The organism is Bradyrhizobium sp. Tv2a-2 (assembly GCF_000472425.1).
In the GTDB taxonomy this organism is placed as follows: Bacteria; Pseudomonadota; Alphaproteobacteria; order Rhizobiales; family Xanthobacteraceae; genus Bradyrhizobium.
In genome coordinates, this window is sequence record NZ_AXAI01000016.1 from 128909 (window position 1) to 150125 (window position 21217).

General features: G+C 63.6%; 19 protein-coding genes. 11 read left to right on the forward strand and 8 right to left on the reverse strand.

What is annotated here, in order from left to right; translation table 11 throughout:
• Window positions 1–244: 244 nt before the first annotated feature.
• The 4 genes from A3AI_RS0129495 to A3AI_RS0129510 all read right to left on the reverse strand — a co-directional run bounded on the left by A3AI_RS0129495 (window position 245) and on the right by A3AI_RS0129510 (window position 4492).
• The gene (locus A3AI_RS0129495; protein WP_024519027.1) at window positions 245–919 is read right to left on the reverse strand and encodes a TetR/AcrR family transcriptional regulator; all 675 of its coding nucleotides are present in this window, start codon (window positions 917–919) and stop codon (window positions 245–247) included.
• 243 nt (window positions 920–1162) lie between these two features.
• A complete protein-coding gene (locus tag A3AI_RS0129500; RefSeq protein ID WP_024519028.1) occupies window positions 1163–1822 on the reverse strand; it encodes an SGNH/GDSL hydrolase family protein in 660 nt (219 codons plus the stop codon).
• On the reverse strand, window positions 1819–3090 hold the full coding sequence (locus tag A3AI_RS0129505; RefSeq protein ID WP_024519029.1) for an acyltransferase family protein: 1272 nt from the start codon (window positions 3088–3090) through the stop codon (window positions 1819–1821). Before A3AI_RS0129505 ends, A3AI_RS0129500 begins: the two co-directional genes overlap by 4 nt.
• Window positions 3091–3271: 181 nt before the next feature.
• Entirely contained in the window at window positions 3272–4492 is a 1221-nt protein-coding gene (locus A3AI_RS0129510) for a glycosyltransferase family 87 protein (RefSeq protein ID WP_024519030.1), read from the reverse strand.
• Window positions 4493–4713: 221 nt separating this feature from the next.
• On the opposite strand from A3AI_RS0129510, the gene A3AI_RS0129515 reads away from it, so the two are divergent.
• Window positions 4714–6210 carry a hypothetical protein gene (locus A3AI_RS0129515; protein WP_349509707.1) on the forward strand — a complete coding sequence of 499 codons (1497 nt, stop codon included), beginning with the start codon at window positions 4714–4716 and terminating at the stop codon, window positions 6208–6210.
• Entirely contained in the window at window positions 6207–7463 is a 1257-nt protein-coding gene (locus tag A3AI_RS0129520; protein WP_245286976.1) for a glycosyltransferase family 87 protein, read from the forward strand. Before A3AI_RS0129515 ends, A3AI_RS0129520 begins: the two co-directional genes overlap by 4 nt.
• A 9-nt stretch (window positions 7464–7472) precedes the next feature.
• Here A3AI_RS0129520 and A3AI_RS0129525 read toward each other — a convergent pair whose 3' ends face one another.
• From A3AI_RS0129525 to A3AI_RS0129535, 3 genes are all read right to left on the reverse strand, one after another.
• Entirely contained in the window at window positions 7473–8675 is a 1203-nt protein-coding gene (locus tag A3AI_RS0129525; RefSeq protein WP_024519033.1) for an ABC transporter substrate-binding protein, read from the reverse strand.
• A gap of 172 nt (window positions 8676–8847) precedes the next feature.
• On the reverse strand, window positions 8848–9171 hold the full coding sequence (locus A3AI_RS0129530) for a 2Fe-2S iron-sulfur cluster-binding protein (protein ID WP_024519034.1): 324 nt from the start codon (window positions 9169–9171) through the stop codon (window positions 8848–8850).
• A gap of 11 nt (window positions 9172–9182) precedes the next feature.
• Entirely contained in the window at window positions 9183–10391 is a 1209-nt protein-coding gene (locus tag A3AI_RS0129535) for a cytochrome P450 (protein ID WP_036050001.1), read from the reverse strand.
• Between the two features lie 111 nt (window positions 10392–10502).
• On the opposite strand from A3AI_RS0129535, the gene A3AI_RS0129540 reads away from it, so the two are divergent.
• On the forward strand, window positions 10503–11018 hold the full coding sequence (locus A3AI_RS0129540; RefSeq protein ID WP_036049966.1) for a MarR family winged helix-turn-helix transcriptional regulator: 516 nt from the start codon (window positions 10503–10505) through the stop codon (window positions 11016–11018).
• 231 nt (window positions 11019–11249) lie between these two features.
• Here A3AI_RS0129540 and A3AI_RS0129545 read toward each other — a convergent pair whose 3' ends face one another.
• Entirely contained in the window at window positions 11250–12545 is a 1296-nt protein-coding gene (locus A3AI_RS0129545; protein WP_024519037.1) for an MFS transporter, read from the reverse strand.
• Window positions 12546–12791: 246 nt separating this feature from the next.
• Between A3AI_RS0129545 and A3AI_RS0129550 the strand changes: the two genes are divergently transcribed.
• From A3AI_RS0129550 to A3AI_RS0129585, 8 genes are all read left to right on the forward strand, one after another.
• Window positions 12792–13970 (forward strand): transporter substrate-binding domain-containing protein, encoded by a 1179-nt coding sequence (locus A3AI_RS0129550; RefSeq protein WP_024519038.1) that lies wholly within the window; start codon window positions 12792–12794, stop codon window positions 13968–13970.
• Window positions 13967–14614 (forward strand): ANTAR domain-containing response regulator, encoded by a 648-nt coding sequence (locus tag A3AI_RS0129555; protein ID WP_024519039.1) that lies wholly within the window; start codon window positions 13967–13969, stop codon window positions 14612–14614. The genes A3AI_RS0129550 and A3AI_RS0129555 overlap by 4 nt, the downstream gene beginning before the upstream one ends.
• Window positions 14615–14865: 251 nt before the next feature.
• Complete coding sequence (locus A3AI_RS0129560; protein WP_024519040.1) at window positions 14866–15696, forward strand: nitrilase family protein; 831 nt, start codon at window positions 14866–14868, stop codon at window positions 15694–15696.
• A 39-nt stretch (window positions 15697–15735) separates the two neighbouring features.
• Window positions 15736–16887, forward strand: coding sequence for a substrate-binding protein (locus tag A3AI_RS0129565; protein ID WP_024519041.1), 1152 nt, complete (start codon window positions 15736–15738; stop codon window positions 16885–16887).
• Window positions 16888–16944: 57 nt separating this feature from the next.
• The gene (locus A3AI_RS0129570) at window positions 16945–17781 is read left to right on the forward strand and encodes a branched-chain amino acid ABC transporter permease (RefSeq protein ID WP_036049968.1); all 837 of its coding nucleotides are present in this window, start codon (window positions 16945–16947) and stop codon (window positions 17779–17781) included.
• Between the two features lie 61 nt (window positions 17782–17842).
• Complete coding sequence (locus tag A3AI_RS0129575; RefSeq protein WP_036049970.1) at window positions 17843–19588, forward strand: branched-chain amino acid ABC transporter ATP-binding protein/permease; 1746 nt, start codon at window positions 17843–17845, stop codon at window positions 19586–19588.
• A complete protein-coding gene (locus A3AI_RS0129580) occupies window positions 19585–20286 on the forward strand; it encodes an ABC transporter ATP-binding protein (protein ID WP_024519044.1) in 702 nt (233 codons plus the stop codon). Before A3AI_RS0129575 ends, A3AI_RS0129580 begins: the two co-directional genes overlap by 4 nt.
• A gap of 57 nt (window positions 20287–20343) precedes the next feature.
• On the forward strand, window positions 20344–21198 hold the full coding sequence (locus tag A3AI_RS0129585) for an alpha/beta fold hydrolase (RefSeq protein WP_036049972.1): 855 nt from the start codon (window positions 20344–20346) through the stop codon (window positions 21196–21198).
• Window positions 21199–21217 lie beyond the last annotated feature (19 nt).

Consider the following 21217-nt stretch of genomic DNA (forward strand, 5'->3'; position numbering starts at 1 on the left):
GATTCGAAGGATTCATAGGATAGCACGTCAGACTCCCTGCCCCATCCGTCGCTCGTTCGCTCGGGTGAAACGCGCCGCGAGAAGGCATTGCTGCGTTCCCGGTTGTTGACAATGAAATCCGTCAGGGATGTTTGGCCGTGGCTTTATTCGGTTCGAGCCGCGAACTCGGTTCACCTCTCCTGAAGGGGAGGTGCACATCGCAGCGACCATTCAGCTTATTCTTGCGGCCCTGCGGAGGCGCCGCTCACGCCCCGACCAGCGCCTTCGCCGGCAGCACGGCCTGCACCACGAGGCCGCGGGCGCGAGCGTCCATCACGCCGACGGCGCGCAGGGCGAGCAGCGTGACGCTCTGCACGGTGTCGCGGAGTTTTGCCTGATCGTCGAGATTGTCGGGCGCGAGCGGGCCGACGAGGGCCTCATGCAGCGCCCCAAGCAACGCGGTCGCGGCGAGCTGCGTGTCCTGCGCCGGCAAATGGCCGGCGCGCACGGCAGCATCGATGCGGGCAGCGATCTCGCTCGTGATTTCGCGGCGGCTTGCAAGGCGCGAGGCGGTGACGTCGACATCGACGGGCTCGGCGAGAATCCCCCAGGCGAGCTTGCGCTGGGACAGCACATGAAGCGCGACCGTCGACACCGCCGCCGCCATCGCCGAGGACGGCCCGGGCGCGGCATCGGCCGCGCGGCGGATCGCGGCGAGCTCGTCGCGCGAGACCTCGGCGATCAATTCGGAAATCAGATCGGCCTTGGAAGGGAAGTAGCGATAGACCGTGCCGGCCGCGACATTGGCACGGACCGCGACCGGGGCGATCTGCACCGCCGCCATGCCGGATTCCGCCGCGGCATCCCGTGCCGCCGCCAGAATGGCGCTGCGCCGGGCAGCCAGCCGTTTCACCACCTGATGGGTTCGCCGATACACCATGGCGCGTTTCCAGTCCCACTGACGCGGACCGGCCAAGATGAAATTCGAGGGTGAATTCCACGGCAGATCGAACGCGCCTTCACTATTTTGGGCGATCTGGAGCCAAATCGCCTTGAAGAACTGAACACTTATTCAGAGCGCGTGACAAGCGATTTTTGTGAGATTTTTCCGCGCTTTCTACCCGTTCCCCCGCCCGCGGAAAGCCCGCCCACGGCCCCTCGGGGGCGGTTCCGCTCAAGCAATCTACTTCGCTTCGCAGAGTTCGGACCCGATTCCCGCAAGCACCGCCTTGTCCCAGACTTCATAGCCCGCGCGGTTGAGGTGAATACCGTCGACGGTGTGGCGCGCGGGCATCTCGGGCAGCGCAATGAACGCCGCATGGGCCTCGCCGGCCAGTTCCGGCAGCACCGTGTTGTAGCTGTCGACGATCGCGCCGTTCACCTTGCCGGCCTCGGCGAGGCCAGGCTCCGGCGGGGGTATCGCCAGGACCGCGATGCGCGGGGTGAGCGCGCCGATACTTCCCAGCAAGGCGCGGTAGTTCGCACGATAGCGCGCGACGCTCTCGGGGATCGCCGCATCATTGGTGCCGAGGGCCACGACGACCATGGCCGCGCGCTTGCCGGCCAGCGCCTGCGCAAGCAGGTCGTCGAGCTGGCTCATGGTCGAGGCACCGCCGATCCCTGCATTGACGATGGCGTGCCCGCACAACGCTCGCGGCAAGGTCGAGGCCTCGACGATGCTGTCGCCGAGGATCACGATCGCATCGTCCGTCCGTGCCAGCGTGGATGCGATGACGAGCTGCCGCGTGGCGCGATGCGTATCGATGACGGCGGGCCGCCCTGGCCACGCCGCCCAAGCGGCGAGCGCCACGCAGATGACAAGAAGGATCCGGATCGAGCTCACTCGGCGGCCATGGCACTGGCTGGCGAAGCCTGCGGCGGCTCCAGCTGCGCGGCGCGGCGCCCGCGCAAGCTCCGGGACAAGTCGAGTGCGAAGCGGTCGACGGGAAGGAAAAACACGCTGCCGGCAAGAGACAGGCCAATTCCGGCGGCGATCGCGCACAGCCGCGCCGGTGCGATACCGATTATGCCGGCGAGCTGCAGAAACAAAACGGCGATCGGGCCAAACAGGATCGGCCAGTGAACGAGATAGAGCGGAAAAGACAATTTCGCGCGTTCCACCAGCCATGGCGTCGAGAGCCAACTCCGTGCGCCCTCGAGATGTATCAAGCCGATAAGCACCAGGATCGCACCAAAGGTCTTTTGCTGCAGGGGCGCGAACTGACCGGGAAACATCAGATAAGTCGGACTCGCGCAAATGGTCTTCAGCCATTCGGGCTGCCAGATGTCGGCGATCACACACAGGAAAATGCCCGCAGCCAGCGCGAAGCCGGGCAGCAATCCGCTCGCCGGCGCAGGCCTTTCGGCACGGGCGAAGGTCGCAAGCCAGTGACCGACGAAGAAGCAGATATAGGCGCTGCGCAAGGTGAACAGCGAACCCAGGATCAAGAGCAGCAACCACGGAGCACGCGATCGCTGCGCGAGCCAGCACAGCGCCAGGACGATCATCGATCCATAGAATTCAATGCTCAGCGTCCACAGCGGCACCACGAAGGACTGTTCAATGGCCTGCTGCCACGGGCCGAGGAAAGCAACGCCCGGCAATCCGCGATAGCCGAGAAACAGCGCATTAACGGTGCCGTCCCTGATCACCGATAGCAACGACACCTCGATCTGCCAATGGCGGGTGAACCAGGCAGAGCCACCGAGATCGCCTGCCGCGACATTCGCCCTGCCGAATATCAACATGATCGCAGCAGCGACCGAGACGGCGGCGATGGCCGGCACACCAAGCCGCACGATGCGCGCGATGGCCTGGGCAAGGGGATGAATGCGGCTGCGCTCGAACGAGCGGGTCAACACATAGCCGGACAGGACAAAGAAGATGTAGACCGCCGAATAGCCGTCATAGAGAAAATACAGCGGTGACAGATGAATGATGCCCGCCGCGGGCGCAGCTGCTGGAAGCGCAAATACCAGGTTTGGTGCAAAGGCGGCAAGCACATGAAGAAACAGGACCTGCATCGCTGCGAGAGCCCTGATCGATTCAAGATAGGCGATCCGAGATCCCGAGCGCGCCGCCCGATCTGCGCGTCTCGCCACATCGACCATGCCCGCCCCCTGGCTGCTACCCACGTCGGAACGCGGTGAAATTGCAATATCGGCGATATCAGGTTGTGATGCCGTAAAGGGGCGTGCTTAAGGGCCGCTAACCTGATTGCCTAAAATGTGCGGTGTCGCCTGGTCGCGTCGCCTGCCCGATGCCGCGGCCTCCAGGGAATGAAATATCGGCTCATGCCGCGGCGGAAACGACGATTGGCGACACCTGCCCCACACGCCACCACGCGCCGGCGCGGCGCAGCACCAAGGCGCCCACGATCACGGTTGCGCCAAGCCCGACCGGCAGCCCTGAGAACAGGAAGACGAGGATCAGGAGAAACGCAAGCGCGAGCGCCGGCACCTCGTAAGCGCGGAAGCCGTGGGCCAGCCCGAGCCGCACGAGGTAGCCGACCGGGATCGCCAGCACCATCATGTCATAGAGGAACAGATAGGGCGTCGCCAGCAAAGCGCCGACCGCGAGGCTTGCAGCCTTCAGCGAATAGCGCACGCGGCTGCGCCAGATCATGACCACGGTCGTCGCGACGGCCGCGGTCATAGTCCACTGGAAGGCCCAGCCGAGCTGCTCGGAGCCGCCGAGATAACGCACCAGGCCGAAGATGCTCTGCAGCTTGAACCAGGGCGCGCGGCCCTCGGTGAGGAAAGCCTGCGAGAACATCGGCATCCAGTGCAGGAACGCCTGCCAGCTCTCGATGCCGAACGCGAACAGCGACACCGCCGCCAGCATCACCGCAACGATCGCCGCGGTGACAAACACGGTCCATTGCGAGGCTGCGATCAGCACGAGCGGAAACAGGAGGCCATATTGTGGCTTGTAGGTGAGAAGGCCGAGACAGATGCCGGAGAGCACTGGCCGCACGGGAAGAAAGTAGAGCGCACCGCCGATCAGCGCCGCGGTGAGGAAGCCGTTTTGGCCAACGGTTGCGTTGTTGATCAGCACCGGAAAGCTGACCGCAATCAACAGGCCGAACGGCTTGCCGACAGTCGCGCGCATCATCGCGAGATAGGGCAGGAAGCTCGCAGCGACCCAGCCGGCAAACGCCACGCCGTAAGGGAATTGCGCGAGGAACATCGCAACGAAGAGAAACGGCGGCGGATAGTGCCAGGCGAAATTGCCGGGATAGGTCTGGCCGAGCACCAGTACCTGTACCTGCTTCTGGATGTCCCAGTCCCATGCCTGGGCTGGATGTCCCTCAAGCGCGAGGCGGCCGGCCGACCAGACATTCACGAAGTCGGTGGGGATGCCGAGGCCGCCGGAATCATAGATCCACCAATGCGACAACCAGGCGGAGAGCAGGAAGGACGCATTGATGACGAACAGCGCAAAACAGATCGTTTGCAGCGCTCGCGGGATCGCGCCCCGCTCGGGAAGCGTCATCGTGCTTGCAGTGGCCATGCGCTGTCCTGTGGGGCGCCAAGAGGGGCGCGCGAGCGCTCAAGCAATAGGCCTGATGGCATTGAAGAAATCTTAAGATTTGAACGGAATTGCCGATTTGGAAGGAATGCGGGAACCATGCGCGGGAGTTGCAGCTCCAAATTTACCAAAGCTTATCGCGCCGGTGGTCCACTCCGGCCAAAGCCACGCCAGACGCGAACATTCACCCCTGCAAGCAAGCGATGATGTCCCTGTCCGTTACCGCTTCCACTGATACGACACGCGCCACGCGGGGGCTGGTCCCACTATGCGTCGGCGCGGGCGCCTATCTGCTCGTGCTGGTGACGGGCGACAACCTGCTGCAGGACTCCGACAGTTTCTGGCAGATCGGCATCGGACAGTGGATCATCGATCACGCCGCGATGCCCTATGCGGACTTCTATTCCTTCACCCATGCCGGCCAGCCATGGCTGTCCACTGCCTGGCTCTCCCAAGTGCTGTATGCCATTGCCTATGCGCATCATGGCTGGGCGGGCGTGGTGGTGCTGGCTGCGCTGGCGATCGCGGCTGGGCTTGCGATCCTCGTCCACCTGCTCGAGCCATATTTCGAACCGGCGCATCGCATCCTGCTCGCCATGCTGGCGTTGGCGCTGTCATGGCATCACCTGCTGGCGCGGCCGCATGTGCTGGCGCTGCCGGTGATGGTGGCCTGGAGCGGCGGGCTGATCATGTCGGTCGATCGGCGCGCCTCGCCGCCCTGGCTGTTGCTGCCGCTGATCGCGCTGTGGGCCAATCTGCATGGCGGGTTTGTGCTGGGGCTCGCGTTGATCGCACCCGTCGCGCTGGAGGCTGTCTGGACCAGCGATGCAGACAGGCGCATCGCTGTCGCAACGCGATGGGCAATGTTCGGAATCGCTGCGCTTGCAGCGAGTTGCTGCACGCCCTATGGCTGGCACACGCTGGCCGCGGCGGGGTCGATCCTCGACCTCGGCGGGGTGCTGTCGGTGCTGTCGGAGTGGCAGCCCGCGGATTTCTCATCGTTTGGCCTGTTCGAGGCGACGCTGCTTGGCCTCATCGGTCTCGCGCTCTATCGCGGGATCATCGTCTCGCCGCCGCGCATCGCGCTGCTGCTCTTGCTGACACAGATGGCTCTCGCGCATGTCCGCAGCATCGATGCATTCGCCTTCCTGACGCCGCTTGCTCTCGCAAAGCCGTTCGCGGATCATTGGCTGCCGCAGCGTGCGGCCGCCGTGGCCCGGGACGCCGCGCCGGTCTCCGCGATGGCGCTGCTTGCGATGCTCGCGGTCGCGACGGGCACGGTTGCCTCGACGGCCGCTTATACGGGCCACCATGATTTCGTCTTCGTGAAGACGCAGACGCCGGCGGCAGCCGTCGATGCCCTGACGCAGCAGGGTGCGAAGCGCATCTTCAACGCCTATGAATTCGGCGGCTATCTGATTGGGCGCGGCATCCCGACCTTCATCGACGGCCGCGCCGAGCTCTATGGCGAGAGATATGTGCTGGATTATTTCGACGCGGTCGCGGCCCGCGACATCGACCGCCTGACGGCGCTGCTCGACGACGGCAGGATCGACGCCACACTGCTTCCGCCTCACACGCCTGCCGCACAACTGTTGGACCGTATGTCCGGATGGCGGCGGCTCTACGCGGATGACATCGCTATCGTTCATGTCAGGGCACGCACCGGGCGGCCCGGCATTACCGGAGGTTTGAAGTGAGCATCTCAGCCGAAACGAGCTCCCTCCCCGATGCGCGCAGCGATTGGACCTGGCTGCGCTGGTGGCTGACGCCCGCCGCGCTTATCGCAACGCTCTACGGCTGGGCGGAGCTGGTCTCGACCTTCATTCATCCCGGCTCGATCGGCTTGAACCATATCGCGCCCGGAACGGACTGGATGGTGTTCTACGGCGCGGTGCGCTCGGCGCTTGCGGGGCATCTCTCGCTGATCATGAACGGCGACGATTTCACCGCCTATCTCAACCATGATTTCGCCGACTGGCTGTCGGTGCCGCTGCAATTCCGGCCCTGGTTCTATCCGCCGAGCTTCCTGGTCCTGCTGCTGCCCTTTGCACCGCTTGGCCTGGTCGGCTCCTATGTGGCGTTTCAGCTCGCAACCGGCGGCTTTCTCGCCGCAGCACTCTACAAAGGCGGCCCGGATGCCGCAGCCAGCCGCTACCTCATCGCCGCGGTGCTGATTTCGCCGGCCGCTTCGAACAACATGCTCGACGGCCAATGCGCCTTCCTGGTCGCGGGCTTGATCGTTGCGGGTGTCCGCCTCATCGCCACACGTCCTGTTCTCGCGGGCGCGGTGCTGGGGTTGCTCAGCTTCAAGCCGCAGTTCTTCCTGCTGGTGCCGTTCGCACTGATCGCCCTCGACCAATGGCGCAGCTTGGTCGCGGCGGCGGTGTCCGCACTTGTGCTCGCACTTCTGAGCGCGCTCATCTTCGGTGTCGATCTCTGGATCTGGTGGGTGCCGCAGGCAATCGCCAATCTCACAAGCCCCGATCCGAAATGGGTGGAGTATGGTCGCATCTGGGGCCACAGTGTCTGGGCCTGCGCAGTGCTGCTTGGCTTGCCGCCAAAGGTGGCCTCGCTGTTGCAGTTCGCAGCACTGCTCGGAAGCGCGACCGCGACCTTTATCGCCTTTCGCTCCTCACTCTCGACCGACAAGAAGCTCGCCGTCCTGCTTGCAGGTGCGGTGCTCGCCGCGCCACACTCCGGTCCCTATGACGCGGTGCTGCTGATCATTGCGGTCGGGCTGTTGCTGGCTGGCGAGGCCAAGGCTCTGTACAGGGCGCCGAACCGGATGCACTGGCTGCTCGGCTTCGGCATCTGGCTCGTGCCCTTGATCAGCCCGCCGGCCTATGTGGTCGCAGGCCGCTTCGCGCCGCTGTTGACGGCGGCGCTGATCGGCGTGCTCCTCAGCGACCTCCGCAGTGCAAAGCGACCGGAGCTCGACGCGGTCGTTTGAGTGCTCGGCTTAGTTCCCCGTCTGCAACTCGCCAAAGCGCTCCCAACTTTTGCCGTTGAAGCGCATGAACTGCATCTGGTCGACCGGAACGTGATCGGTCGGACTGGTGTTGACCTTGATGCCGGGCAACAGCATCGGCAATTCCAGATCGTGAATTGAAAACGCCTGCTTCAGGATATTCTCGGTGGAGAGATCGTCGCCGCAGGCTTTGAGCACCGCCTCTACTGCCATCGCGCTGTTATAAGCGTTGACATAATTGGTGTCGTGCAGGTCGGCCTCCGGAACATATTTGATCATGAAGTCGCGCCAGCCCTTCACGCCGGCGTCGTTCGCCCATGCGGGATCGTCGGGATCCTTGACATAGGCGGTCGAGAACACGCCGGTCGAAGCCTCGAGCCCCGCTGGCTGCATCACCGTGGAAACCCAGACCGCGACATTGGCCAGGAACGTCATCGGGCGCCAGCCGATCTCATAAGCCTTGCGGATCGCTTGCGCCGCGAATTTCGGCGTCGCGGCGATGATGAAGACGTCGGAGCCCGACGCCTTCAGCTTCACGATCTGGGAATCGATGGTCGGGTCGGAAATCTCGTAAGTCGCGCCTGTCACGACCGAGTCATATTTTTCGCCGAGCACGTCCTTCAGTCCCAGAAGATAGTCGCGGCCGAAATCGTCGTTCTGCGAGATGACCGCGAATTTCGCATTCGGATTCTTCGCCAGCGCATAGCGTGCATAGAGCCGTGCCTCGTAGCGAAATGGCGCCTGAACCCCCATGGTGGCCTGCGGATATTGTGCGATGTCGGCGAATTTCGACGCGCCGGAGGCGAGGAACAATTGCGGGATGTTCTTGCTCTGCAGATATTTGGCGATCGCAGTATTATGCGCCGTGCCGATCGAGGAAAAGATCAGCGCGACCTCGTCGCTCTCCACCAGACGTCGGGTCTGCTCCACCGTCTTCGGCGGTGCATAGGAATCATCGAGCGATATCAGGTTGACCTTGCGGCCATTGATGCCGCCGCGCTCGTTCAGCATCTTGAAATAGCCGACCTCGCCCTTGCCCAGAGCACCGAAAGCCGAGACCGGGCCACTATAGGGCATCGTCTGGCCAATCTTGATTTCGGTCGCCGTGACGCCGCGCATGTCGGCGCCAATTGCGGCCGGCGATGCTGCAAGTGCGATTGCGCACGCGAAAATGGCTCTAATGGCTGCAACCATCTCTCCCCCTCCCCAATTGCTCTTCGCATTATTGTGACGGCTGCGAAGCGCGAGACGCCCAGCATTCGTCTTGTCATGGAAGCATGCCACGCCACAGCCTCCGATGCCATTACTGTTGTCGCGTAGGGCCCGACGGCCGCTGGCAGCGCCTTTTATTCAACGACGGCGCTGCTCAAACCTGTCGGTCCGGCAGCCGCAGCACGAGGCCGTCAAGCTCGGGCGTGAGCTGGATCTGGCAAGACAGGCGGCTGTTGGGCAGCCGCTCGGCGGCGGCACCGTCGAGCAGCGCGTCCTCCTCGCTGCCCATTGGGGACAAGCGGTCAAGCCAGGCCTCGTCGACATAGACATGACATGTCGCGCACATGGCATTCCCCCCGCACTCCGCGAGAATGCCGTCGATGCCGTGACTTGTTGCCGCCAGCATGGCGCTTTCCGCGCCGTTCGCCTCGATGCACACGTTGCGTCCGTCAGGATGGATGAAGATGATCGATGTCATGGATGTCGTTCTCAAGCGGGCTTGATGGTGATGGGCAGGCTTTCGAGCCCGCGCAGCGTGTTGTTGTAGCGGCGCTTCACAGGCCCATCGATCTCGATCGCCACGCCCCTGCGCGCCAGCGCCGCGAGTACGACCTCGCCTTCGAGCCGCGCCACCAATTGGCCGACGCACATGTGGATGCCGGAGCCGAAGCCGACATGGCCCGATGTCTTGCGGGTGATATCGTAGCGGTCGGGCTCGTCCCAGCGCCGCGGATCGCGATTCGCCGCGCCCAAAAACATCAGCACCTTCTCGCCCTCACCGATCATGTGACCGCCGATCTCGACCTCGCGCGTGGTGGTACGGAAGAAGGTCTGCACCGGGCTTTCAAAACGCACGGCCTCCTCGAACGCATTGCGCGCCAGCGACGGATTCGCCCGCAGCCGCGCCATCTCATCGGGAAAACGCGCCAGGCAATAGACGGCGGCGCCGAGCCCATTCACGGTCGTATCCAGTCCCGCTGACAGCAGCGAGCGCACAAGGAGCGGCGCTTCATCCGGCCTGATCTCGCCGCTGTCGGAGAACGCATGGATGCAGGCACCGAAGCCGCCGGGCGTGAGATTCTTCCGCTGGCACTGCTCCGCGACATAGGCCTGATGCGGTGCCGAGCGCTCGATCGCGGTCTGGCGCAGCTCGTTCGGCGGGCCGAACGCATTGAAGACGACGCCTGCATAAGCAAGCAGATGCTCGCGCCCCTCTTGCTGCAATCCCATCGCGTCCGGAAATACCGAGAGCGGATAGGCTTCCGCCAGGTCCGCGATGGCATCGATATGCCGGCGCCGCAGCAGCTCGTCGACCTTGGCTTCGGCGGCAGCCGCAAAGCGATCGCGGATCTGCTTCATCACCGCCGGTGACAACACCTTGCTCAGCACCGCGCGGGTACGCGTATGCGCGGGCGGATCGGCCTCCAGGATCAGGCTCGGCGGCCGCCACGGCTTCTCCTTCTTGAAGTCGCTCAAGCCTACGCCACGGCTGGAGCAGAAAGTCTGGGGATCGTTGAGCACGGCATGAACTTGCGCATAGCGGGCGACGCCGTAGACGTTCCATTTGTCGAGATAGACGACGCTGCCGGCCTCCCGCAACGCTTCCTGCGCAGGATAGAGATCGTCAAAGAAATCGATCGCGAAAGGATCGATGTCGACGTGCGGGACGGACGGCGGCTTGCTGCCGGATACTTGCATCGGCGCAGAGGAAATGCCTGCACTCATTCTGACCTCCCGAATTTTGGCCTTGTGAAGCGCGGTCTCATGTCCTTATGTCTCGCTGTGACACTGAACAACGCAACCCGAGCCATGTCCATCATCCCGCCTGCCAGCAAGCCACGCCGGAAGCCACCCGCGGAGAGTGCGCATGATGGTCCGACGCTCGACCTGGAGCGGTACGTTCCGGCGTTCATCACCTTCATCGCCAACAAGCTCTCGAACAGCGCGACCGCGCTCTACCAGCGCAAGTTCGGCGTCAACGTCACGGAATGGCGGATCATGTCGCTGCTCGCGATCGAGCCCGGCATTCCCGCCTCGCGCATCTGCCAGGTGATCGGGTTCGACAAGGGGCCGGTCAGCCGCACGCTCGCCATGATGCAGAAGCGCGGCCTGATCTCCGTTCGCACCGACCCGGATGACGGCCGCACCCATATGATCTCGCTGACCACCAAGGGATGCGCGACGCATGACCAGGTGATTGTCGCGGCGTTTGACCGCGAGCGGCGGCTGCTCTCTTGCCTCAGCCACGACGAGCAGGAGGTGTTGATCGATCTCTTGCGGCGCCTGCACAACAATCTCGGCGCTGTCACCGGCGACGGCGGCTGACGCCATCGCGCCCACCTCGCGCAGCGATTTCAGAGTTCCCGTGATCCGCGCGATGCAACGATCGCCGCCGGCCGTAATGCTGCGCATACTCCCTCCCCGAACAGGCGCGGCGATTGGCTCGCTCTTCCGCCTTATTCGGAAAGCATCTCACGAATTAGTTGCCTTAGCAACAATTTCTTTGAACTGCCCCGGCGCGACGTTGACGCGCCTGGCAGTACTATCCTGGCAGTACTATCTCGCTAGCGGCCGATTGGCGGTTTCCGGCGCCATCGCGATGAACGGCAGTCCGACGATATAGATCAGCGAGAGCAGCGAGATCGCGAGCGGATAGCTGCCGGTCGCCGCGGCCAGCGCGCCGATCAAGGTCGGCCCGGCGGCACCCAGCACACGTCCCAGGCTGAACGCAAAGCCGGAACCCGCGCCCCGCAGCGCCGAGGGAAACATTTCAGGCAGCCAGATCGTGAACAGGCCGAATACACCGTTGGTAAAGAAGCCAAGCACCGGCAGCAGCGCCATGAACAGCGTCAGATTGTCGAGACGCGAAATGGCGACCTCGTAGCTCACCACGACTGAGACGAGCGAGCCCAGGAAGAACAGCAGCGCCGTCCGGCGGCGGCTGCGCAGCGCGCCGGTGATCCACGGCATCAAAAGACATCCGATCAGAGTGCCGACATTGGTGATCAGCCCGGCGACCGCGCCCATCTGCTGCGCATGCGCGGGCGTGGCGCCGGCCGCCGTGAGCTTGGTGATGATCACGGTCGGCGCCCAAAAATTCGAGGACCACAGACCGAAGATGATGCAGGCCATCATCAGCGCTGCCGCCCATGTCGTCTTCGCCTGATCCCCGGCGAACAGGTCAGAGAATTTTGGCCTGACAGCCTCGACCGATCGCTGCCGCGCCGGTTCCGGAATGCTGGTGCGCAAGTAGATGGTCAAAAGCGCGGGAAGGATGCCGAGGAAGAACATGCCGCGCCAGCCGAAATAGCTGCCGCCGACCAGGGTCACCAAGGCTGCCAGGAACAATCCGGTCGGAGTTGCCGTGTGCAGCCAGCCGGCCAGCCGCACGCGGGTATGCTCGGGGACGGATTCGTGCAGCAGCGGCGTCCCCGCGGCCCATTCGCCACCGATGCCGAAGCCGGCGAGAAAGCGGAAGAGGCCGAACATGACGATGCCGGTGGACAGGCCGCACAGCGCGGTGAAGATCGAATAGATCAGGACGGTCCAGCACATTATGCGGACACGCCCATAGCGATCGGCCGCAACGCCCCACAGCATGGAGCCGGCCCAGCCCAGCATGAAGATCGAAAACAACAGGCCGCCATAAATCCCGATATTGGCGCGGCTGGCCTCGATGCCGCTCGCCGGCAGCAAGTCGCTCAAGGCGGCGACGAGGATGTAGCCATAGATGGAGGAGTCGAAGCCATCGAGCATCCAGCCGAGCCAGGTGGCCCAGAACACTTTTCGGGGCGAGACCGCTCCCGCTTGCGCAACAGATCCAGCGGTCGCGTGCGCGACGATCTCAGCCATGATTCCTCCCAAGAATTTGCCGGGAATTTTTGTTGTTCGGTGAGTAACTATGTCAGCTATGGACTGGCGCGGCATCTGTCGCAAACCGCATGGCCGCATCCGATCGCGGAATACCGCCGCAGCACGGCGCTGCCGCGCCCTGCGAGCGCCCGACAAGCCGAAGGAGTTGCCAATGCATCGGCGAGCCGCGATACTCGCCGGTTCATGGCGATGCACGTACTGCACGGCAGCATTGGAGTGACTTCGATGACGACGACGGTGCCGCACGCAAAACAATCCGACCGGGAGGTCTGGCGCGTCGGCGTGCTGTTTTCACGCAGCGGATTGATGGCCGTGACCGAGTCCGAGCATTTCTTCGGCACGGCCTTGGCGATCGAGGAGATCAATCGTGCCGGCGGCATTCTCGGGCGCGAGATCGAAGTCATCGCCTACGATCCGGGCTCCGCTCCGGAGACCTATCGCAAAATGGCCGACCGGCTGCTGACCGAAGATGGCGCATCGGTCATCTTCGGCTGCTCGACCTCGGCCGAACGTAAGGCCGTGCTTCCGGCCATCGAACGGCGCAACGGGCTGTTGTGGTACCCCTCGCTCTATGAGGGCTTTGAGTATTCCCCGAACGTGATCTACACCGGCGCCTGCCCCAATCAGAACAGCTTTCCCCTCGCCGAATACATCGTTCGCAAATACGGTCCGCGCGTCTACCTGATCGGCTCGGACTACATCTACCCGCGCGAATCCAACCGCATCATGCGCGACCTCGTCGAATCCTATGCGGGACAGGTGGCCGGCGAGCAATATGTCTCCATGGAGGCCGGCGACGCCGAACTGGTCCGTGCGATCGAGGCGATCCGAGCCCGGTCGCCCGACGTCGTGTTCTCCACCATCGTCGGCCGCACGGCGCAACGCTTCTACCGGCTCTATGCCAGCAGGGGCTTCGATCCTGCTCGGCTGCCGATCGCGAGCCTGACGATGGCGGAAGGCGAGTTGCGCGAGATCGGGCCGCAATATTGTGCCGGGCATCTCACCGCGGCGAGCTATTTCGGCTCGATCGAGAGCGAGAGCAGCGCCCGCTTCAAGGCGGTGTTCGCCAAGGCCTATGGCCTCGACAGGCCGGTCAGCATGTGGAGCGCGACCGCCTATGCGCAAGTCAAGCTGTTCGCAAGGGCGCTGACCCAGGCCGGCAGCCTCGATACGCAGCGGCTGGTCGATGCCGCGCAGGGGCTGAGCCTGGACGCTCCGGAAGGCCCGATCCAGATCGATGCCGACAACAATCATGTCTCGCTGACACCCCGCATCGGGCGTGCGCGCGCAGACGGAGCGTTCGACATTGTCTGGGAGGGCAAAGGCCCCATCAGGGCGGACCCCTATCTGTCGGTGTCTCCGATCGGCGGCCGATGGTTGACTGAAGAGGCGGCCACCGCATGAAGCCAGGCGTCCGCCGTCTCATCGAGGACCTCAGAGGAGCGCGCGTGCTCGTCATCCATCCGCGCGACAGCGAGGGGGAGGCGCTGATCGACCAGCTCAAGCGCATCGGCTGCAACGTGCGGGGCGTCTGGCCACCGCCGGCAACGATCCCGCACGACATCGACACCGTCTTTCAGCTGGTCGAAACTTCGGAGGACACGCTGTTCGCCGCGAACGCCAATGATCATCCGCTGACACTGGTTGCCATTGTCGATTATGAGAACCCCACGATCCTGAAACGGCTGCTCGATAGCAACGCCCACGGCGTCGTCAACAAGCCGATCCGCTCCTTCGGCATCCTGTCATCGCTGGTGCTGGCGCGCTCGCTGCGCGGCTATACGCGGCGGCTGGAAGGCAAGGTGCAGAAGCTCGAGGAGACGCTGAAAGCACGCCGCGACGTCGACAAGGCCGTCAAGATCCTCGTCGGACTGAAGAAGATTGGCGAGTTCGAGGCCTACGAGCTGATACGCCAACAGGCAACCGCGCGGCGCCTGACCATGGCGGAGATCGCCGTCTCGATCATCGATGCACAGGAAACGCTTGGCGGGCTTGGTGTTCTCGGCGCAGAGGTGAAGACGCGCGCCGGCTCACCGGTTGAGCAATAGCGGCCGTTATTTTTTGCAGCCTTCGCTGTTGACTTAGCGCCTCAACTTGAGAACTATCTCGGCCGCACGCGCAGTTTGTTGCTGGCGTCAATGGCCGGGCGGCCATTTCAAATCCGGCTATGTAGCCCTCGGACTGCGTCTCTCGGCGCATTCGGGGGCTTTTTGTTTTGCGCAGCGCAAAGGAGTGGCGTGCGATGGATTCGCTTGACCCGAAGACACCGGACACCAAGATCAAGATTGCCTGCATCCAGATGGAGCCGGTGATCGGAAAGGTCGAAGCCAATGTTGCGCACGGCCTTGCACTGATCAATCGCGCCGCCCAGCTCGGCGCAAAGCTTGTCGTGCTGCCGGAGCTTTCCAATTCCGGCTATGTCTTCAAGTCGCGCGAGGAAGCCTTCGCCGTGGCGGAGCCCATTCCCGGCGGGCGAACGGTCAAGGCGTGGTGCGAGATCGCGGCCAAGCACAAGCTGCACCTCGTGGCCGGCATCTGCGAGCGCGATGGTGACAGGCTGTTCAACAGTGCCGTTCTGATCGGCCCCACCGGATACATCGGGACGTTTCGCAAGGTTCACCTCTGGAACGAGGAGAACCTCTATTTCGAGCCGGGCGACCTCGGCTTTCCGGTGTTTCACACCGCGATCGGCCGCATCGGCATGGCGATCTGCTATGATGGCTGGTTTCCGGAAAGCTATCGTCTTGCCGCGCTCCAGGGCGCGGACATCGTTTGCGTGCCGACGAATTGGGTACCGATCCCGGGACAGGCCGAAGGACGCGAGGCCATGGCCAACATCCTGGCGATGGCCGCAGCCCATTCCAACTCGATTTACATCGCCTGCGCCGATCGCGTGGGGACCGAACGCGGCCAGCCGTTCGAGGGCCAGAGCCTGATCGTCAGCTTCACCGGTTGGCCGGTCGCCGGTCCCGCGAGCCGTGACAAGGAGGAGATCCTGATTGCGGAAGTCGCGCTCGGCGAGGCGCGCCGCGCCCGCAACTGGAACGCATTCAACCAGGTCCTGCGCGACCGGCGCTCCGATCTTTATGACGAGATGCTGGGCAGCCGCGTCAAGCGCGGCTGGTACTGACGGACTTTGAGCATTGGTAGTCAGAATGGAGGATATCTGATGATTTCGCGAGCTTTTCTCACCTCTCTGGCATTGATAGCGGCGACGGGTTCGGCGTTGGCGGCCGATCCGATCAGGATCGGTGTGCCGGTCGGTCTCTCCGGTGCAAACTCGGTCGTGGCACCATCGGTCGTTCAATCCGCCGAGCTTGCCGTCGAGGAGATCAACGCCAAGGGCGGCGTGCTCGGCCGGCCGCTCGCGCTCGACGTCGCCGATGACGGGTCGGGCGCAGCCGGCGCACAGAAGGCGTTCGATGCGCTGGTGTTCCAGAAAAAAGTGAATGTGCTGATCTCGATGGAAACGAGCGCGGCACGCAATGCGGGCCTGCCGATCGTGGCGCGCGGCAAGACGCCGTTTATCTACACCTCGTTCTACGAGGGCAAGTCGTGCAGCCCCTATCTCTATGTGAATGCATGGGTGCCGGAGCAACAGGTGCCGCCGATCGTCGATTACTTCAACAAGGAAAAGAAGGCCAAGAGCTATTTCCTGATCGGCTCGGATTACGCCTTCGGCCGAGGCATGCTCGCCTTCACCAAGTCCTACATCGAAAAGACCGGCGGCAAAGTCGTCGGCGAAGAATACCTCCCGATGGACGGATCGGACTGGACGCCAATCATCTCCAAGCTGAAGGCATCCGGCGCCGACGCGATCATCACCTCTACAGCAGGTGGCGCGCCCAACGTGACGCTCACCAAGCAACTGCGGGCCGCCGGCGTATCGCTGCCCTATGGCAATCTCGCCGTCGACGAAGGCACCGCCAAGAGCATGGGTACTGATGCCGCCGGCATCTATATTTCGGCGTCCTATGTGACCGGCATCGACAGCACGGCCAACAAGACGTTCCTGGCAGCGATGAGCAAGAAATTCGGCGCCGACCTCAAGACGCCGAACGATCTGTCGGTACCGGAATATGAGGCCGTCTATGCCTATAAGGCCGCGGTCGAGAAGGCCGGCGGCACGGATCCCCAGAAGGTGCTGGCGGCATTGGCGGACGTGTCGGTCGACGGACCACGTGGAAGCATCAGGATGGACAAGCAGCGGCACGCCCCGCTCACCATGTATCTCGGCCAGGTGCAGGCGGACGGCAGCGTGAAAGTGATCCAGAGCTTCCCCAATGTCGATCCGGGTGCGCAGTGCCCGCCGAAGTCGTAAGCTGATGAGGCGCGCGAAACGGCAGACAACGGTTTCGCGCGCTTCGCCGGAACGCGCATGCTGACAATCGCTCTCGATGCCGTCACCACGGCGGCCCTGCTCTTCATCATCTCATCCGGTCTTCTGATCGTGTTCGGGGTGATGAAGATCATCAACTTCGCCCACGCCGCCTTCGTGACCGTGGGCGCCTACGCCGCCCTGGTCGGAACGAGGCTCGGTCTGCCATGGGCGTTGGTTTTGCCGCTTGCGTTTGCCACCGGCGCGGCCTGCGGCGCGCTGACGGAAGCGACCATCGTGCGCCGGCTTTACCAGCGCCCGCTGGATGCCATTCTCGCGACCTGGGGATTAGGCACCGTCATCGGACAGCTCGTCACGCTGATCTTCGGCCGCGAGGTCCAGTTCGTGCAGGCGCCGATCACCGGCACGATCGATCTCTTCGGGCTCGACTATTCGGCCTACCGCATCGCAATGATTGCGGCGGCCGTGATCGTCGCCGTGGCGTTCACGGGACTGCTCAGCGGCACGCGCCTCGGCCTCTCCACGCGCGCAGTCATCATGAACGAGATGCTCGCGCAAGGGCTGGGCGTCGACAGCTCCCGCGTCCGGCTCGTCACATTTGCGCTCGGCAGTGGACTTGCCGCGCTGGCCGGCGCCTTGATCACGCCGCTCTCCAGCGTCGATCCGAACATGGGGCTGCCCTGGCTCATCAGCGCCTTCATGCTTGTCATGGTCTCGGGCGGATCGCTGCCGACGCTGGCGGTTTCATGCATCGTCCTCGGCGGGCTGCAGGTGATCGTGTCAACCTTCGTCAATCCCATCCTTGGCGGACTGACCATCGCCATCTGCGCGGCGATCGTGCTGCGCATCCGCCCCGAAGGATTTGCCCGTGCCTGAGGCCAATCAATTGAGTCCGGCAGTTCCGACAGCGATCGGAGCGTCCGCGACTTTGCGCGCGATGGCGCTGGTCGCGCTGGTGGTCGGCGCCGTCATGCTGGCTCCGCTGATGCTCGACACCTACATGCTCAACATTCTGGTCCGCGCCTTTTTCGTCGCGATTGCCGCGATCACGGTCGACATCATGTGGGGTTATTGCGGAACGCTGACTTTCGGACAGTCCGCTTTCTTCGGCATCGGCGTCTACGCGCTCGCGATCACCTTCACCGAATATGGTTTTGGCCCATGGCAGGCCGTGCTCGCCATCGCAGCGGCCATCATCGCAGCGGCTGCCGTCGCGGGCTTGACGGGCTGGCTCTCGTTCTATCCGGGCTCGACACCGCTTTATGCGTCGATCGTGTCGCTGGTCGTGCCGATCGTGCTGGTGCAGATCCTCTACTCCGGCGGGACGTTTACCGGCTCGTCGAGCGGCCTGGTCGGTTTCGAGACCTTCGACCTCGAGTTCGACAACTGGTTTCGCCTGGCAGGCCTTGCGCTGGTCGCAACCGCGGTGGTGGCACTGATCATGATGCGCAGCGACACCGGCCGCCTGCTCAAGGCGCTGCGCGACAATGACGAACGCTGTACCTATCTCGGCATCAATACCTCGCGCTATCGCATCGTCGTCCTGGTGCTCACCGCCATCGTCGCGTCGCTGGCCGGCTTCGGCTACGCCGCCTTTGGTGGGGTTGCCGCGCCCGAGAATGCGAGCTTCACCTTCGGCACACGCCTGATCATCATGGTTGCGCTCGGCGGTCGCGGTACCGTCATCGGCGCCATTGTCGGCGCGCTCTCGATCGAGGTGGCAAGCGCCTATCTGTCCGGCAGCCTGCCCTATGTCTGGGAGCTGATCATCGGCATCGCGCTGATCACGGTCATTCTCGCCTTTCCCGACGGCCTGCTCGGCGTGTTCAAGAGGATCGCTTACGGCGGACGGCCGCTCGAGAACGGCGCGACGGTGCAGCTACGCCCGATGGCGACCGCGACCGGCACGAAAGCGGAAAGCGGGGTCGCGATCGAGGCGCGGGAGCTCGGGAAACACTTTGGCAGCCTGTCGGTGCTTGACGGCGTGCAATTCAAGGCCAATCGCGGCGAGCTGTTGAGCCTGGTTGGACCGAACGGCGCCGGCAAGACCACGCTTATTCGTTGCCTGTCGGACGGACGCGAGCGCTCAAGCGGCTTTGTGGCCATCGCCGGCCATCCGATCGATCATCTGCCGCCGTCCCGAATCGTCAGGTTCGGCCTTGGGCGCAAATTCCAGGCGGCCTCCGTGTTCGAAACGCTCACGGTGGCCGAGTGCCTGCGGGTCGCACGCACTCATCGCGCCCGGCCCGCGCTGGCCTCGACATCTCCGGTGCTCGAGCTGCCGGCTGCTGCAATCTCGGTGGTCGAACGTTCCGGCCTTGCGGACCGGCGCGGCGAGGAGGCGCGCAATCTCAGCCATGGCCTGAAGCAGGCGCTGGAGCTTGCGATGGTGCTCGCGCTCGAACCGGAGGTGCTGCTGCTGGACGAGCCGACTGCGGGTCTCACGCGTGCCGAACGCCAGGCCTTTGCAGACATCCTGACGTCGCTGGCCTCGGGCGATCGCCTCTGCATCCTGCTTGTCGAGCACGATCTCGACTTCGTCCGCGACATATCTTCGCGAATCATCGTGCTGCACCAAGGCAGGATCGCGTTGGACGGCTCAGTGGACGAGGTCGTCGACAGCGAGCTGGTGCGCGAGATTTATACCGGCCAGCAATCCAGCAGCTTGCGGAGTGCATCATGACGGACGCGCTCAGGGTCGAAGGGCTCACCAGCGGCTACGGCACGTCAGAGGCAATCAGCGACGTCAGCTTTGCGCTGGCAAAATCGGAGGTACTTGCGCTGGTCGGCAAGAATGGCATGGGCAAGACGTCGCTGTTGAAGGCGGTGCTCGGCTTTCTTCCCGCCTGGCGCGGCCATGTAACCTTCGCAGGGTCCGACGTCACGCGCATGCCGCCACATCAGAGGCGCCGGCTTGGCCTGGTCTACGTGCCGCAGGAGCATGCGCTGTTCCAGGATCTCACCGTTCGCGACAATCTGCGGCTTGGTGTCTTGTCGGACCGGGATCTCGACGCCGCGCTGGATGAGGTCGGACGGTGGTTTCCGGTGCTGGCACGCCGTCTGCGGCAGCGCGCCGGGACATTGTCGGGCGGAGAGCAGAAAATGCTCATCGTCGCGCGCGCGCTGATGGCGCGGCCCGAGGTTCTGTTGCTGGACGAGGTTACAGAAGGGTTACAACCGTCATTGGTGGATCGGCTGTCGGAGGTGCTGACGCGGTTTCGGAAGGATTTCGGCACGTCGATGGTCGTGATCGAACAGCACCTTCCCTTCGCGCTCGGCATCGCCAGCCGCTACATGGTCTTCAAGCGCGGCGAGATCGTCGACAGTGCCGACGTCGATGCGGACGCGGAAGCGCGGATCGAAGCTCATATGCGAATTTAGCGATTCCGCATTCAACGGTACGTTCTTATAGCAGAGGTCCTTCGACAGGAGGACTGAATGGTTGTGCTTCGAAGACTTCTTCTCGCGTTGGCAATATTGGCTTGCGGTGCACCTGCGCTGGCGACGCCGCAATGGCTGAATCTGCCACCCACGCCGTCACTGCCGAAGCCGGTGAGAAGCGGCCTCGTCCCCCTCAACGGCATCAAGGTCTGGTACGCGAGCTTCGGTGACGGCGAGTCGGTGCTGCTGCTGCATGGCGGCCTTGCCAATGCAAATTACTGGGCTCACCAGGTCCGTGCGCTTGAGGGACGCTATCAAGTCATCGTGATGGACAGCCGCGGCCACGGGCGCTCAAGCCGCGATGCACAGCCGTTCGGTTACGACCTCATGGCCTCGGACGTGCTGGCCTTGATGGATCATCTCGGAATCAAAAAAGCCGCGATCGTCGGCTGGAGCGATGGCGCCATCATCGGGCTCGACATCGCCATGCATCACCCGGATCGCGTCTCGAAGCTGTTCGCCTTTGCCGCCAATTCCGATCCGTCCGGCGTCGCCGACATCGCCAAGAGCGACGTGTTCAACGCCTTCATTGCGAGGGCCGGCGAGGAATACAAGCGGCTGTCACCGACGCCGAACGAGTACAAGACATTCGTCGACGGGATCACCAAGATGTGGGAGAGCCAGCCGTACTGGACCGAGGCCGATCTCGCCAAGATCGACGTCCCGACCTGGATCGTCGACGGCGATCATGACGAGGCGATCAAGCGCGACAACACCGAGTTCATGGCCGCGCACATCAAGGGGGCCGGGCTTCTGATCCAGCCCGAGGTCAGCCATTTCTCGTTTCTGCAGGATCCCGAGCAGTTCACCAACGATCTGCTGCATTTCCTCGCACACGTACCGTCGCGCTGACACACGCGCGGCGGCGCGT

Coding starts and splice junctions, on each gene's coding strand:
- A3AI_RS0129495 (WP_024519027.1), bottom strand. CDS start 919: ATGGTGTATCGGCGAACCCATCAGGTGGTGAAACGGCTGGCTGCCCGG.
- A3AI_RS0129505 (WP_024519029.1), bottom strand. CDS start 3,090: ATGGTCGATGTGGCGAGACGCGCAGATCGGGCGGCGCGCTCGGGATCT.
- A3AI_RS0129510 (WP_024519030.1), bottom strand. CDS start 4,492: ATGGCCACTGCAAGCACGATGACGCTTCCCGAGCGGGGCGCGATCCCG.
- A3AI_RS0129515 (WP_349509707.1), top strand. CDS start 4,714: ATGATGTCCCTGTCCGTTACCGCTTCCACTGATACGACACGCGCCACG.
- A3AI_RS0129525 (WP_024519033.1), bottom strand. CDS start 8,675: ATGGTTGCAGCCATTAGAGCCATTTTCGCGTGCGCAATCGCACTTGCA.
- A3AI_RS0129530 (WP_024519034.1), bottom strand. CDS start 9,171: ATGACATCGATCATCTTCATCCATCCTGACGGACGCAACGTGTGCATC.
- A3AI_RS0129535 (WP_036050001.1), bottom strand. CDS start 10,391: ATGCAAGTATCCGGCAGCAAGCCGCCGTCCGTCCCGCACGTCGACATC.
- A3AI_RS0129540 (WP_036049966.1), top strand. CDS start 10,503: ATGTCCATCATCCCGCCTGCCAGCAAGCCACGCCGGAAGCCACCCGCG.
- A3AI_RS0129545 (WP_024519037.1), bottom strand. CDS start 12,545: ATGGCTGAGATCGTCGCGCACGCGACCGCTGGATCTGTTGCGCAAGCG.
- A3AI_RS0129550 (WP_024519038.1), top strand. CDS start 12,792: ATGACGACGACGGTGCCGCACGCAAAACAATCCGACCGGGAGGTCTGG.
- A3AI_RS0129555 (WP_024519039.1), top strand. CDS start 13,967: ATGAAGCCAGGCGTCCGCCGTCTCATCGAGGACCTCAGAGGAGCGCGC.
- A3AI_RS0129560 (WP_024519040.1), top strand. CDS start 14,866: ATGGAGCCGGTGATCGGAAAGGTCGAAGCCAATGTTGCGCACGGCCTT.
- A3AI_RS0129565 (WP_024519041.1), top strand. CDS start 15,736: ATGATTTCGCGAGCTTTTCTCACCTCTCTGGCATTGATAGCGGCGACG.
- A3AI_RS0129570 (WP_036049968.1), top strand. CDS start 16,945: ATGCTGACAATCGCTCTCGATGCCGTCACCACGGCGGCCCTGCTCTTC.
- A3AI_RS0129575 (WP_036049970.1), top strand. CDS start 17,843: ATGGCGCTGGTCGCGCTGGTGGTCGGCGCCGTCATGCTGGCTCCGCTG.
- A3AI_RS0129580 (WP_024519044.1), top strand. CDS start 19,585: ATGACGGACGCGCTCAGGGTCGAAGGGCTCACCAGCGGCTACGGCACG.
- A3AI_RS0129585 (WP_036049972.1), top strand. CDS start 20,344: ATGGTTGTGCTTCGAAGACTTCTTCTCGCGTTGGCAATATTGGCTTGC.